Genomic DNA, 13,268 nt, shown 5'->3' with positions numbered 1-13,268 from the left:
GTTGGGGCCCTTCCGCCACGCGCTCCTCCCGAAGGCCCGGCGGTTCCGCTCAGCCCTCCGGCAGCGGATAGACCGCCAGGGTGAACGAGTGCCCCGCCGGGTCCGCGTACGTCCGCACGTCCCGGGGCCCGCTGTTGGCGTCACCGGTGTCGACGGGCCGGGCCCCCAGGGATATCGCCTCCCGCTCCGCCTCGTCGATGTCCTCCCGGGCCACCAGGATCCGCAGATGCGCCTGCTGCGAGTCCTCCGGGCGGGGCCAGCTCGGCGGGGCGTAGCCGTGATCGCGGCGGATCGCCAGCCGGACGCCGTCGTTGCCGACGACCTCGACGAAATCGGGGTCGCTGCCGATCCGGGTCTCCGCGCCGAGGAGACCGGCGTAGAACTCGGCCAGCTCCACGGGCTCGGCACAGTCAAGGACGAGGACGCTCGTTTTCTCCACAGTCATGCGGGAACCCCTACCCCCACCGGGAGCGCGCACGCCGTACCGGGCCGGGGCCGGGAAACCGGAACCCGGGCCACCGGCGCGGCCGCGTCCCGGATGAGGAAACACTCCACCCGACCTAAGGTGCGAACCATGGCACGGAGCGCGGCGCACACCGGGCCGACCGGGGGCGACGCCGCCCCGGACGGCCCCGACCCCCGGAGGTGGCGGGCGCTGGCCGTCTGCCTGGTGGCGGGGTTCATGACCCTGCTCGACGTCTCCATCGTCAATGTGGCCCTCCCCTCCATCAAAACGGGGCTGCACACCCCCGAGTCCGACCTCCAATGGGTGCTCTCCGGCTACGCCCTCGCCTTCGGCCTCTTCCTCATCCCCGCCGGACGCCTCGGCGACGCACGGGGCCGCCGGGCGGTCTTCATGGCCGGGCTCGCCCTGTTCACCCTGGCCTCCGCCGCCTGCGGAGCCGCCCAGTCCAGCCTGTGGCTGGTGATCGCCCGCCTCGTCCAGGGCATCGCGGGCGGCCTGATCTCCCCGCAGATCTCCGCCCTGATCCAGCAGATGTTCTCCGGGCGCGAGCGCGGCCGGGCCTTCGGCATGTTCGGCACCGTCGTCGGCATCTCCACCGCCGTGGGCCCGCTGCTGGGCGGACTCCTCATCCAGGCCGCCGGACCCGACCACGGCTGGCGCTGGGTCTTCTACGTCAACCTCCCGCTCGGCGCCCTCTGCCTGCTGCTCGCCCACCGGCTGCTCCCCGATACCCCGTCGGCCGGCCGGGTGCGGCCGCGCGACCTGGACCCGGTGGGCGTCCTCCTCCTCGGGACCGGGGTGCTGGCGCTGCTGCTGCCGTTCGTCCAGGCCCAGCAGTGGCCCGGCAACGGCAAGTGGCTCCTGCTGGTCCTGGCCGCCGCCCTGCTCGGCGCGTTCGTGGCCTGGGAGGCGCGGTGCACGGGCGGACGCGTCCACCCGGTCCTGGACCTGTCCCTGTTCCGGCTGCGCTCCTACTGGCTGGGCTGCCTGCTGATCCTGCTCTACTTCGCCGGATTCACCTCCATCTTCTTCATCACGACCCTCTACCTCCAGTCGGGTCTGGGCTACTCCGCGCTCCAGGCCGGGCTCGCCATCACCCCCTTCGCCCTCGGCTCCGGCGCCGCCGCGTCCCTCGGCGGCCGGCTCGTCGGCCGCTTCGGCCGCCCCCTGGTGGTGGCGGGGCTGGCCATGGTCGCCCTCGGCCTCGGCGGCACCGCGCTCGCCGTCCACCTGGTCCCCGGCACCGGAGGGGGCTGGGCCATGGCCGCTCCGCTGCTCCTCGCCGGCCTCGGCAGCGGCCTGGTCATCGCCCCCAACCAGACCCTGACCCTCGCGGAGGTGCCGGTGGACCGGGCCGGCAGCGCCGGGGGCACCCTCCAGACGGGGCAGCGGGTCGGCTCCGCGATCGGGATCGCCGCGGTCGGCGCGGTGTTCTTCGCCCAGGTCGGCCCCGACGGCTGGGCCGACGCCTACGACCACGGGCTCATCGTCTCCGTCGCCTTCGTGGTGGCCGGGCTCATCGTGGCCCTGGCCGACGTGGGCGCGGACCGGCGGGGCAGACGACGCACAGCGGACCGCACCACCGACACAGCGAGGAGCACGGCATGAGGACACGAACGACAGCGCCGAGGAGCACGGCATGAGCGACACGACGACCGGCAGCGCCGGGACCGAGGGCAACGCCTCCTACGGCCGCAAGCCGTTCACACGGTCCCGCAGCCACTTCGCCGACCGGATCACCGCGGACGGCCGCCACGGCTGGCCCGTCGAGGCCGACCGCTACCGGCTCGTGGTCAGCCGGGCCTGCCCCTGGGCGAGCCGCGCCCTGGTCTCCCGGCGGCTCCTCGGCCTGGAGGACGCCCTCTCGCTCGCCGTCGCCGACCCGATCCAGGACGACCGCAGCTGGCGCTTCACCCTCGACCCGGGCGGCAAGGACCCGGTGCTCGGCATCCACCACCTCAGCGAGGCGTACGACGCCCGCGAGCACGGCTATCCCGGCGGCGTCAGCGTGCCCGCCGTCGTGGACGTCCCCAGCGGGAAGCTGGTGACCAACGACTACCAGCAGCTCACCCTCGACCTCGCCACCGAGTGGACCGCCCTGCACCGCCCCGGCGCCCCCGACCTCTACCCCGAACCGCTGCGCGCGGAGATCGACGAGGTCATGGACGGCATCTACCGGGACGTCAACAACGGCGTCTACAAGACCGGGTTCGCCAGCTCGCAGCAGGAGTACGACGAGGCGTACGAGGCCCTCTTCGCCCGCCTCGACCAGGTCTCCGCCCGCCTCGCCGACCGCCGCTACCTGGTCGGCGACACCATCACCGAGGCCGACATCCGCCTCTTCACCACCCTGGTGCGCTTCGACCCCGTCTACCACGGCCACTTCAAGTGCAACCGGAACAAGCTGACCGAGGACCCGGTCCTGTGGGCGTACGCCCGCGACCTCTACCAGACGCCCGGCTTCGGCGACACGGTCGACTTCGACCACATCAAACGGCACTACTACCAGGTGCACACCGGCATCAACCCGACCGGCATCGTCCCCCTCGGCCCCGACCTCTCCGGCTGGACCACCCCCCACCACCGCGAACAGCTCGGCGGCCGCCCGTTCGGCGACGGCACGCCGCCCGGCCCCGTGCCGCCGGGGGAGGAAGTGTCCCCGGCGGCAACCTTCTGAGCCTCGGCGGCGACAAGGAGCCGTCCGGCCGCACCGGGCCGGACGACTCCCCGCCGAGCGAAGGAACCACCTCACGTGAGCACCAGCAGAGGACGACACCGCAGGACCCGCACGCTCTCGGCCACCGCGGCCGTCGCCGTGGCAGCGGGCGCGGCAGGCGTCTGGCTGACCAGCGGCCCCGACGACGCCCGCGCCGCCGGAACGGTCGTCGTCTCCACCACCGCCGGACTGGAGAAGGCGTTCGCGGACGCCGGACCCGGCACCACCGTCCAGCTGCGCGGCGGCACGTACCACCCGGCCAAGAGCCTCAAGAGCCAGGCCGACGGCACCGCACGCAGCCGGATCACCGTCACCGCGTACGGGACGGAGAAGCCGGTCGTCGACGGCTCCCGCCTCCCCGAGGACGCGTGGCTGGTCGCGATAGGCGGTGACCACTGGACCCTGTCGGACCTGACGTTCCGCAACTCCCGCGCCCACGGCGTCGTCGTCACCTCGTCCACCGGCGGGATCTTCCGCAACCTCACCACCCACGGCAACGGGAACTCCGGCTTCACCCTGCGCGGCGAGGGGACCACGGACAACCTCATCGAGAACCTGGACTCCTACGGCAACTACGACGCGGAGAACCACGGCCAGAACGCCGACGGGCTCGCCGTCAAGTTCGGCTCGGGCACCGGCAACCGGGTCGTCGGCGCACGCCTCTTCCACAACGCCGACGACGGCGTGGACCTGTGGCAGTGGGCGAGCCCGATCCGCATCGAGCGCAGCTGGGCGTACGGGAACGGCGTGAACCGCTGGAAGGACCCGGCCTTCGAGGGCAACGGCAACGGCTTCAAGCTGGGCGGCGGCGGGGCGAGCGCCGGCCACGTCATCACCCAGAACGCCGCCTGGGGCAACGAGAAGCACGGCTTCACGGACAACAGCAACCCGGGTCCGCTGCGGTTGCACCGCAACACCGCGTACGCCAACGACGCCTCCGGCTTCTACGCCGCCTCCTCGCCCTCGCGGCTCTCCCGCAACCTCGCGCTCGACAACGCCACCGGAGCCGCGAAGCTCGGCAAGCGCGTGGTCTCGGCCGCCAACACCTGGGACGCGGGCGGCCCGGACGTGCGCCCCGCCGTCACCGACCCCGCCACCGCGTACGGGCCCCGGCGCGCGGACGGCTCCCTGCCCGCCACGGGCTTCCTGGTGACCGGTACCCCGGTCGTCGGCGCGGAGATGAGGTAGCCCGGCGCCGGACCGGGAAAAGACCACGCTCCGGGGCCGGGGGGCGGCAGCCCGGCCCCGGAGCGTAGGATCCGGCGCTCTGCCCGCATCGGCGCGTACCACGGAGGGGTTGCCCGGCATGACCGACGACGCATCCGAGGAGTTCCACGACTTCTTCGACCGTCACTACGCCGAACTGGCCCGTCTCGCCTTCCTCCTGACCGGGGAGGCCGACGTCGCCGACGACCTGGCCGCCGACGCCCTCGTCGCCCTGTGGGACCGCTGGGACCGGGTACGCGCCGCCGAGCACCCCGTGGCGTACGCCCGCGGAGTCGTCGCCAACATGGCGCGCAGCCGCATCCGGGGGGCCGTGCGCGAGCGCCGGCGCGTCGCCCTGTTCTGGTCCCGGCGCCAGGACCCCGCCGAAGGACCGGACGTGGCAGCCGTCCTCGACGTGCGCCGGGCGCTGCGGAGACTGCCCTTCCGCAAACGGGCCTGTGTCGTGCTGCGGCACGCGCTCGACCTGTCGGAGAAGGACACCGCCCTGGCCCTGGGCATCTCGGTCGGCACGGTGAAGAGCCAGACCTCCAAGGGGATGGCGGAGCTCGAACGGCTGCTGGGCGACCGGACCGCCCTCGAGACGGCGGGAAGTGGACGACGATGAGCGACCTGCGCAGGCGGCTGGAGGAAGCCGCCCAGTCACACCGGCCCGACCGGGCGCGGATGCTGGCCCGCGTGGAGCGGGCCCGCTCGTCCGGCGGCGCGGAGCCGCCGGGCTCCCGCGCCCGCGGTGCCCGGCCCGCCTGGCCGCGCGTCGTCCTCGCGGCGTGCGCCGCCGCAGCGGTGTGTGTGATCGGGGGTGCGGCCGTCACCGCTCTCGTACCGGGGGACGCGCCCCCACCGCAGGAGGTGTCCACCGGCCCGGCACGGCCCCCGGCCGTCACGCCTTCCCCGACCGGCGACAGCCGCCCGCCGCTGCCGGGGCGGAGCCGCACCACGGACGGCCCGCTGTGGGCGGACGGTTCCGTCGCCCCCGACGACAACGTCCACTGGGCGCAGAGCAACGTCACCCTCAAGAACCGGGAACCGCTCACCGCGCTCACCCTGGAGCTGTTCGTGGCCCGGACGGACGCGGTGCGGAGCACCGGGCGGTGGGAGACGCGGCCCGCCGCGGACTTCGACCTCTCCGTGCACGAGCGCGACGGCATGCTCGTCTACCGCTGGAGCCTCAGGCCCGGACGGACCGTGCCCGCCGGTACGCACGTGTTCGCCGGACAGTACGACCACGCCTCCGGGGGCCGCGACGCCGGTGCGGACGTCTACCGGGCGACGGCCACCGCCGCGAGCGGCGCCTACGAGGTCCACGGCGACTTCGCGCCCACCCCCTGAGCGGACGTTCACCGCGCTCGCGGCGGAGCAGGCGGCGGGCCGAGCGTGCCCGCCGCCAACGGCGTACGGGCCAGGCGCACGCACCCCGCGGTGATGAGGGCCAGCGCCGCCAGCTCGGGCAGCAGCCACCAGCCGGTCCGCAGCACCTCGCCGAAGAGCGCCACCCCGTACACGATGCTGATCAGCGCGTCCCCCAGGGTGAGCATCGGCTGCACGGCGACCAGGCTGCCCGCCTGAAGCGCGTTCTGCAGCAGGAACAGGGCGCCCACCCCGGCCACCGCCGTGGCGTACAGCTGCCAGGACGACAGCAGCGCGAGCGCCCCGCCGTCGTCGAGGCGCGCCATCGCGTCCTTCATCAGAGCGGCCGTCAGCGCGTACCCGCACGCGGCGGCCGACCCCAGCAGCGCCGCCCGGAGGTTGCCGCGCGTCCGCAGCGCGCCACCGATCAGCGCCGCCTCGAACAGGCCGGTCAGCACCAGCGCCGGAATCCACGCCGTGCCCCGGACCGTGTCGGAACCGCCCGTCGGGTCGGCCGACGCCATCCCGAGCGCGAGACCGGCCGTCACGGCCGCGACGCCGTACCAGAGCGCCCGGTCCGCCCGGACCCGCATCACGTACCCGGCGATCAGCAGCGTGGCCGGCAACTCGATCACGAAGATCGGCTGGACCACCGCGATCGGCCCGGTGGCCAGCGCGACCGCCTGGCAGACGGCCGCCACGACCACCAGCCCGATCCCCGCCAGCCACACCTTCTGCCGCAGCAGCCGGCCGAACAGCGACAACCGCATCGCCTCGCTCTCGGGCACGCGCATCGCCGCCCGGCGCTGGAGCACCGAGGCGGAACCGTTGCTGAGGGCGGTGAGGACGGCGAACAGGATGCTGATCACCGGTTCATCATGGCCGCGGCCCGGCCGGACCGCGCGGTACGAGACCCGGGGGGGGCGTACGCGCCGCAGGTGCCCGGGACGCCCCCGGCCCGTCCGGCCGTCGCCCGCCCGGGCCGGGGCCGGACGGGCGGCGGTAGCGTACGGGCCATGGCCGCGCAGACGCACCGCCCCGCCGCCCGCCTCACCGCCCGGGCGCTGAACCGGGCGACCCTGGACCGCCAGCTCCTGCTGCGCCGGTCGGCGATGTCCGCGAAGGAGGCGGTCGGCCACCTCGTCGGGCTCCAGGCCCAGAACACCAGACCGCCGTACTTCCAGCTGTACGCCCGGCTCGCGGACTTCGACCCGGCCGAGCTGTCCGCCCTGATGGAGTCCCGCGAGGCGGTCCGCCTCGTCACCCTGCGCTCCACCCTCCACACCCATACGGCGGACGACGCGCTCACGCTGGCGCCCCTGGTGCGGGCGCCGCGCGAACGGGAGCTGAGGTCGTTCCGGCGCGGGCTGGAAGGGGTGGACCTGGACCGGCTGGCGGCGGTGGCCCGGGAGCTGGTCGAGGAGCGCCCGCGCCCGCTCAAGGAGCTGCGCGAGGACCTCCTCGCCCACTGGCCGGACGCCGACCCCCTCGCGCTCACCACCGCCGCCCGGTGCCTGCTGCCGCTGGTCCAGGCCACCCCGCGCGGACTGTGGGACCGCAGCGGGCAGGTCGTGCTGACCACGGTCGAGCACTGGCTCGGCCGGTCCGCCGGACCCGGACCCGGGCTCGACACCATCGTGCTGCGCTACCTGGGCGCGTTCGGGCCCGCCTCGGTGAAGGACTTCCAGAGCTGGGCGGGGACCACCCGGACGAAGGAGGTCTTCGAACGGCTCAGGCCCCGGCTGGCCGTTTTCCGCGACGAGAACGGCGTCGAACTCTTCGACCTCCCCGACGCCCCGCGCCCCGACCCCGACACCCCGGCCCCGCCCCGCTTCCTGCCCGAGTTCGACAACGTCCTGCTCGGCCACGCCGACCGCACGCGCGTCATCCCCGCGGCCAACAAGGGCCGCAACGGAGTGGGCAACCAGACGTACGGGAGCGTCCTGATCGACGGCTTCCTCGACGCGCTCTGGCGCGTCCGGCGGGAGAAGGACACGGCGGTCCTGACCGTCCAGCCGCTGCGGCGCCCGACCCGCGCGGAGAGCGCCGGGATCACCGAAGAGGCGGCCCGGATGCTCACGGCGATGACGGACGCGCCGGACCACGACATCCGGTTCGGCACGTTCCTGGACTTCGGGGAGTGAGCGGCCCGGGGAACGCTCGACCGGGCCGGGGAGGACCGGCGCACGGGCGGGACGGCGGGCCCGCCCGTCCCGGGGCCGGTCAGGGCAGCAGCCCCGCCCGGCGGGCCGCGACCACCGCCTCCAGCCGCGTGTGCGCCCCCAACTTCCGCATCGCCGACCGCAGATACCCCTTCACCGTCTCCGGCCGCAGCCCCAGCCGCTCCGCCGCCGCCGCGTTCGTCGCACCCGCCGCCACGCACGCCACCACGTCCACCTCGCGCGGCGCGAGCCGCACCTCACGGGCTGTCGGCGTCCGGGCCCCCGACGCGGAGGCCAACCGCCCGCAGACGTCGAGGAGTTCGGCGCGCAGAGCCGGGTCGAGGACCTTGGGGGCCAGGGCGCGCAGTTCGCGGTGGGCCTCGCGCACGTCCTCCCAGGCGCCGGGCGCCGTACCCGGCTCGCTCACCTGCTCGCGCCCCGCCGCCAGCAACCGCCGTACCTCGTCCCGTACCGCGAGCGACTGCTCGACGTCCCGCGCCGCCGCCACCACCGCGTCGAACGTCCGGCCGCCGAGCGTGACCGGGGTGCGCAGCGCCCCGTACAGCACGCCCCGCACCGTGCGCCGTACGACGACGGGCACCGCCACGACCGACCGCAGCCCCTCCGCCGCCACCGCCGCGTCGTACTCGTGGCTGATGTGGCGCGAGGAGGCGTAGTCCGTCACCGCACACGGCCGCGACAACGCGATGGACTTGCCGCCGAGCCCGCTCCCGGCGGAGACGACGAGGCCCCGCAGAGCAGTGGTCTGCGCCCCGTTCAGCTCGGCGATCCGCGCATGGCGCGCGTCCGACAGCAGACCGCCGAACACCACGGGGAGCCCGCTGGTGCGGCGCAGCCTCAGCAGCGCCGCCTGCATCTCCACCGCCTCGACCGCTTCCGGCACTCCGACGCCCCTCCGCCCCGGTCCGTCCGGCCCCCCCGGTCGGGGAGACGACCACCCCCGTCCGGGGGTGGTGAGACCTGGGTCACTGTTTACATGATGTCAGGCGACCGGTTGGCAATGAGGAGGGCACATGTCGGCAACCAGCGCGACCGAGACGTTCCGGGCCGCCCGGGACTTCCTGCTGGAGCACCGCGAGGACTACGAGCGGGCCTACGCCGGCTTCCGCTGGCCCCGGCCGGACCACTTCAACTGGGCCCTGGACTGGTTCGACGTCATCGCCGAGGGCAACGACCGCACCGCCCTGCACATCGTCGAGGAGGACGGCCGGCGCACCGAGGTGTCCTTCGCGGAGATGTCCGAACGCTCCGCCCGGGCCGCCAACTGGCTGAAGGCGCAGGGCGTACGGGAGGGCGACCGCGTCCTCGTGATGCTGGGCAACCAGGTCGAGCTGTGGGAGACCGCGCTCGCCGCGATGAAGCTGCGCGCCGTCGTCATCCCCGCCACCCCGCTGCTCGGCCCGGCCGACCTGCGCGACCGGGTGGAACGCGGCCGGGTGCGCCACGTGCTGGTGCGGGACGCGGACACCGCCAAGTTCGACGAGGTCCCCGGTGGCTACACCCGGATCGCGGTGGGCGGGGAGGTGGCGGGCTGGCGCTCGTACGCGGGCGCGGCCGAGGCGTCCGCCGTGTTCACGCCCGACCGGGAGACCGACGCGGACGAGCCGCTGATGCTCTACTTCACCTCCGGCACCACCGCCAGCCCCAAGCTGGTCGAGCACACCCATGTGTCGTACCCCGTCGGCCACCTAGCCACGATGTACTGGATCGGCCTCCAGCCGGGCGACGTCCATCTGAACATCTCCTCGCCCGGCTGGGCCAAGCACGCCTGGTCCAACCTCTTCGCCCCCTGGGCCGCCGAGGCCACCGTCTTCATCTTCAACTACACCCGGTTCGACGCGGCCCGCCTGATGGCCGAGATGGACCGCTCGGGCGTCACGAGCTTCTGCGCCCCGCCCACCGTCTGGCGGATGCTCGTCCAGGCCGACCTCAGCCGGTTGAAGACCCCGCCGCGCGAGGTCGTGGCGGCCGGGGAGCCGCTGAACCCGGAGGTCATCGAGACGGTCCGGCGGGAGTGGGGCGTCACCGTCCGGGACGGCTTCGGCCAGACGGAGACCGCCGTCCAGGTCGCCAACAGCCCCGGCCAGCTCCTCAAGACCGGCTCCATGGGCCGCCCGAGCCCCGGCTTCACCGTCGAACTGCTCGACCCGGTCACCGGACAGCCCGGAGCGGCCGAGGGCGAGATCTCCCTCGACCTGGCCGACCGCCCCGTCGGCCTGATGACCGGCTACCACGGCGACCCCGACCGCACCGCCGAGGCGATGGCCGGCGGCTACTACCGCACCGGGGACATCGGCGCCCGCGACGAGGACGGCTACATCACCTACGTCGGCCGCGCCGACGACGTGTTGAAAGTCTCAAGATCACGCGCTTTTTCTTTCCTAATGGATCTGGCCGCCTGACCTGCAAGAACGCGAAGAGCCCCACCGGTCGGTGGGGCTCTTCGTCTGCCTACAGACCTTCTGGCCCTGGGCGGAGCGGTAGGACGGACGCCGACGCGGGCCGCTCTCGGTCATAATCCCGACTGTCCAGCAGCAGCATCCCGCCGTCCAGCGATGACACGTCGACCCGCACGACGTTGGCAAGATGACCGTCTTCCATCACCACCGCCGGAAGGTCTGCCACCTCAGGCTGCTCCTTGAGTACCGCGAACAGCGCTCCGAACAGCTGCCTGGCGGTCATATCTTGAGTCATACGCCCACGCTAACCACAACTCGCTGGCAAGCGCAGGCGTACAACCCGTTTCCACCCTTGCGGGCCTCAAGCAGATACCGTCCGCCAGTTCCTCACCGAGTGCCGATTGTTCTGCCACCCGTCAATGTACTCACTGGGGGTCATCAGCTTGCGGCCCATGGCCTCCACCTTGTACCGCCGAGCCCATTCCTCGTCGACCCCGGCTTCCTGGAGACGAAGGAGCCCACCGAAAATGCCATCCTGCTCGACCTCATACGTGTATGCGTAGGGGCCTGCCGAGGGGTCCGGCTTCGCAAGCAGGATGTGGAACTGGCGAATAAACGCCGTGGAGCAGCCCGCACGCATCAGCATGACCCATTCGTCCTCCGAGACCAACTTCCGGATTCCGGCAGAGTCGTGATGATTGGCGCTCCATTTTGCCACGGTGTTCACCGAGACGCCTTCAGCGAGCAACTCCAGCATCCTCCGCAGAGTGATGGCGGTGTTCTGGCCCAGACTGAGGATGTGTCCGACGTTTTCCAGCGGAGCCAAAAACTGCCGGAACGAGAGCCACTCGTCCCTGGCTACGCCTTCCTCCTTGAACCGATGGGCAAGGTAGGCGCTGACGCCGTTCTCGCTCAGTTCAATCATGTCGTTCACACTGGCGACTCCGGCCTTCTGGTAGTTAACCCAGCCGGTCTGCGTGACCCCGGATTTCACGAGCTGGTGCACCTCGTGAAGCGGAAGATCCGTCTTGCTGTCTTCGTAGTGAAAGACCTCGGTCAGGGCGTACGGGCTCGAAGCCAGCACATCGGCGGGAATCGGCTTCTCACCGCGCAGGGCCGCCCAGAGCTCGTCAACACGAACTCCACGCTGGAGGAGGCCCCGTCCCTCCTCCAGCAACCGGTCAGGTGTGTACCCAAGCGGAGCCACGGTTTCCACCAGCCTTGTGAAGCTCGCGTACCGGCTTGGCGGATGCGTGACCTGAGGCAAGATGCCCGGCAGTACCTCCGCGAACTCAGACATGGCCGCCGACCACGCCAGGATGTCTCCTCCCGCCTCCGTGACGGACTTAGCTGCCCCCGCTCCGAGACGCAGCCAGGCGACCGCCTGCTCGACACTCAGCGACCTTGAGGGCAACTCCAAGATGTACGGAAGGAGGGACTCCCCACCAACATCTTTCGCTGCCGACAATGCCTCGAAGGCGTCCTCCGTGAGGAGCCCGGCAACATGAAGCCGCTGCTGCTCCTCGGTGAGCATGTTTTCACGCGCGAGAGCGTCGAAGATCGTTGTCACTCTTTCCTCCATCGTCCAGAACCGTCTGACCGCTTACTGAGACGACGATCCAAACGTTGTTGGTGCCGCCCCACCCTCCGGTAATCCAGCGGCCCGCAGAGCCCTTCCTGGCGCTTACGGCGATGCCCCCAAGTTCCTTTGCTCGGCGCCGGGCAGGACCCTGCTCCATGCCTTCACCCACGTTCTTCCTCCTTCTCCGCCGCTTCCTCGTTGACCACCGTCAGGTAGTCCTTGGCATCCCGGTTGCCAGCCCTAGCAGCTCGTTCCCAGTGCTCCCGAGCCGCTGCATCCCCTTCGAGCGCCTCTACGATTTCCGCGATGCGCCGAAGCTGAGCGGGAGTGTGCTCCAGCAGGAGGTGGAGCTCCCGAATTTCCCGAATCCACTCCGCCCTCTGCTGCCGCTCAGCCTCTGCGCGCTTCTGTTCTTCGGTCAAGCCACCGCCGAGGCTGTTGCGCCGGAGGAGCTCATCGAAGTCCTCCGTCATTCTCGCGCGGTCCCGAGGGCAATGGAGATCGACGGTGCAGTAGGCGTCCATGTAGCTGCCGTGCACACAGCGCTCCCGGTTGTACGCCGGGTCTTCGTCGCGACGGGGTGCACGGCGGATGTTCTGCACAGCCCGCTTGTGCCAGCCGACCGGCTCATCCTGAGTCTCGGGGTTCCATACCGCCAATGCAGCTGCGACCGCGACCCCGAGCTGCTTCGGAAAGCACCACCCGTACTCGTACGTGTACGGGTCCTTCTTCGAACGAAGCACGAGACGATCGTTGTACATCTGCGGCCAGCACTCGTAGGTGAACTCGTCGTCTTCACCGAGGCGGAGACCCTCCTCGATGACCTCAGGCTCGTCATACCGATGGAAGGTCACTGCGGCTCCCCGAAGTCGCGCGGTTCCATGTTACGGATCTGTTTGAGCTCCTCGTTGTAAACGGTTGCGTCGTAGGCCAGCCTTCTCAGTGCTTTACCCACATCGAAGTCTTCCCGTCGTCGTTCCCTTACGAGACGAGCCCGAGAAAGCAACTCATCGATCGTCAGCGCGGATTCCGGACCGTCCTCATCCTCCTCAGTGGCGTCCTCAGGACGGAACAGCCGGGAGTTCGCCGCCGCGTTGATCATCTCGTACAGATCCACGGCCACCGGCAGAAGCCGCTCCAGCTCCTCCAGAATCTCCGGCTTCTCCTTCTCGAAGGTGTCTACGGAGAGAGCTACCTGCCGACCGCCCCCATCCAGGACCGGACGCACTTCGATGCCGTTATCGCCGTGGAGCTCGTACATGCAGAGATGCGCCAGCCCATATTCGGCGGGATCGTACGTGAGAGCGACGAAGTGGTCCGGCGCTCGGACAATGATCATGTGAACCTC

At 71.6% G+C, this 13,268-nt stretch carries 13 protein-coding genes and 1 pseudogene; 7 read left to right on the top strand and 7 right to left on the bottom strand.

From position 1 onward, the window contains the following. Positions 1-49: 49 nt before the first annotated feature. On the bottom strand, positions 50-445 hold the full coding sequence (locus ACH4K1_RS05350) for a VOC family protein (RefSeq protein WP_398086881.1): 396 nt from the start codon (positions 443-445) through the stop codon (positions 50-52). A gap of 129 nt (positions 446-574) precedes the next feature. Between ACH4K1_RS05350 and ACH4K1_RS05345 the strand changes: the two genes are divergently transcribed. From ACH4K1_RS05345 to ACH4K1_RS05325, 5 genes are all read left to right on the top strand, one after another. After that, positions 575-2,074 carry an MFS transporter gene (locus ACH4K1_RS05345; protein ID WP_398086880.1) on the top strand — a complete coding sequence of 500 codons (1,500 nt, stop codon included), beginning with the start codon at positions 575-577 and terminating at the stop codon, positions 2,072-2,074. Between the two features lie 31 nt (positions 2,075-2,105). Continuing rightward, entirely contained in the window at positions 2,106-3,143 is a 1,038-nt protein-coding gene (locus tag ACH4K1_RS05340) for a glutathione S-transferase family protein (protein WP_398086878.1), read from the top strand. A gap of 75 nt (positions 3,144-3,218) precedes the next feature. After that, entirely contained in the window at positions 3,219-4,370 is a 1,152-nt protein-coding gene (locus ACH4K1_RS05335) for a right-handed parallel beta-helix repeat-containing protein (protein ID WP_398086876.1), read from the top strand. A 118-nt stretch (positions 4,371-4,488) separates the two neighbouring features. Then, positions 4,489-5,013 (top strand): SigE family RNA polymerase sigma factor, encoded by a 525-nt coding sequence (locus tag ACH4K1_RS05330; RefSeq protein WP_397672840.1) that lies wholly within the window; start codon positions 4,489-4,491, stop codon positions 5,011-5,013. Beyond that, positions 5,010-5,738 carry a hypothetical protein gene (locus ACH4K1_RS05325; RefSeq protein ID WP_398086875.1) on the top strand — a complete coding sequence of 243 codons (729 nt, stop codon included), beginning with the start codon at positions 5,010-5,012 and terminating at the stop codon, positions 5,736-5,738. Before ACH4K1_RS05330 ends, ACH4K1_RS05325 begins: the two co-directional genes overlap by 4 nt. An 8-nt stretch (positions 5,739-5,746) precedes the next feature. Here the strand turns inward: ACH4K1_RS05325 and ACH4K1_RS05320 are convergent, their stop codons facing one another. Then, positions 5,747-6,625: a DMT family transporter gene (locus ACH4K1_RS05320; protein WP_398086874.1), complete on the bottom strand. Its 879-nt coding sequence runs from the start codon at positions 6,623-6,625 to the stop codon at positions 5,747-5,749. Between the two features lie 147 nt (positions 6,626-6,772). Between ACH4K1_RS05320 and ACH4K1_RS05315 the strand changes: the two genes are divergently transcribed. After that, the gene (locus ACH4K1_RS05315; protein WP_398086872.1) at positions 6,773-7,900 is read left to right on the top strand and encodes a winged helix DNA-binding domain-containing protein; all 1,128 of its coding nucleotides are present in this window, start codon (positions 6,773-6,775) and stop codon (positions 7,898-7,900) included. A 79-nt stretch (positions 7,901-7,979) separates the two neighbouring features. On the opposite strand, the gene ACH4K1_RS05310 is transcribed toward ACH4K1_RS05315, so the two are convergent. Next, entirely contained in the window at positions 7,980-8,822 is an 843-nt protein-coding gene (locus tag ACH4K1_RS05310) for a response regulator transcription factor (protein ID WP_398086870.1), read from the bottom strand. Between the two features lie 130 nt (positions 8,823-8,952). On the opposite strand from ACH4K1_RS05310, the pseudogene ACH4K1_RS05305 reads away from it, so the two are divergent. Beyond that, positions 8,953-10,335 (top strand): annotated as a pseudogene (locus ACH4K1_RS05305) (AMP-binding protein); the annotation flags it as partial. 55 nt (positions 10,336-10,390) lie between these two features. Here the strand turns inward: ACH4K1_RS05305 and ACH4K1_RS05300 are convergent. From ACH4K1_RS05300 to ACH4K1_RS05285, 4 genes are all read right to left on the bottom strand, one after another. Continuing rightward, on the bottom strand, positions 10,391-10,621 hold the full coding sequence (locus tag ACH4K1_RS05300; RefSeq protein ID WP_398086868.1) for a hypothetical protein: 231 nt from the start codon (positions 10,619-10,621) through the stop codon (positions 10,391-10,393). A gap of 78 nt (positions 10,622-10,699) precedes the next feature. Then, positions 10,700-11,908: a hypothetical protein gene (locus ACH4K1_RS05295; RefSeq protein ID WP_398086866.1), complete on the bottom strand. Its 1,209-nt coding sequence runs from the start codon at positions 11,906-11,908 to the stop codon at positions 10,700-10,702. A gap of 173 nt (positions 11,909-12,081) precedes the next feature. Further along, complete coding sequence (locus ACH4K1_RS05290) at positions 12,082-12,774, bottom strand: hypothetical protein (protein WP_398086865.1); 693 nt, start codon at positions 12,772-12,774, stop codon at positions 12,082-12,084. Continuing rightward, positions 12,771-13,259: a hypothetical protein gene (locus ACH4K1_RS05285; protein ID WP_398086863.1), complete on the bottom strand. Its 489-nt coding sequence runs from the start codon at positions 13,257-13,259 to the stop codon at positions 12,771-12,773. The genes ACH4K1_RS05290 and ACH4K1_RS05285 overlap by 4 nt, the downstream gene beginning before the upstream one ends. Positions 13,260-13,268: the final 9 nt, after the last annotated feature.

The sequence above is a fragment of the Streptomyces sp. NPDC017448 genome (assembly GCF_044330565.1).
In the GTDB taxonomy this organism is placed as follows: domain Bacteria; phylum Actinomycetota; class Actinomycetes; order Streptomycetales; family Streptomycetaceae; genus Streptomyces.
Note: the sequence above shows the minus strand (reverse complement) of the source record. Positions and strands in the feature narration are given on the sequence as shown.

Coding starts and splice junctions, on each gene's coding strand:
- ACH4K1_RS05350 (WP_398086881.1), bottom strand. CDS start 445: ATGACTGTGGAGAAAACGAGCGTCCTCGTCCTTGACTGTGCCGAGCCC.
- ACH4K1_RS05345 (WP_398086880.1), top strand. CDS start 575: ATGGCACGGAGCGCGGCGCACACCGGGCCGACCGGGGGCGACGCCGCC.
- ACH4K1_RS05340 (WP_398086878.1), top strand. CDS start 2,106: ATGAGCGACACGACGACCGGCAGCGCCGGGACCGAGGGCAACGCCTCC.
- ACH4K1_RS05330 (WP_397672840.1), top strand. CDS start 4,489: ATGACCGACGACGCATCCGAGGAGTTCCACGACTTCTTCGACCGTCAC.
- ACH4K1_RS05325 (WP_398086875.1), top strand. CDS start 5,010: ATGAGCGACCTGCGCAGGCGGCTGGAGGAAGCCGCCCAGTCACACCGG.
- ACH4K1_RS05315 (WP_398086872.1), top strand. CDS start 6,773: ATGGCCGCGCAGACGCACCGCCCCGCCGCCCGCCTCACCGCCCGGGCG.
- ACH4K1_RS05300 (WP_398086868.1), bottom strand. CDS start 10,621: ATGACCGCCAGGCAGCTGTTCGGAGCGCTGTTCGCGGTACTCAAGGAG.
- ACH4K1_RS05285 (WP_398086863.1), bottom strand. CDS start 13,259: ATGATCATTGTCCGAGCGCCGGACCACTTCGTCGCTCTCACGTACGAT.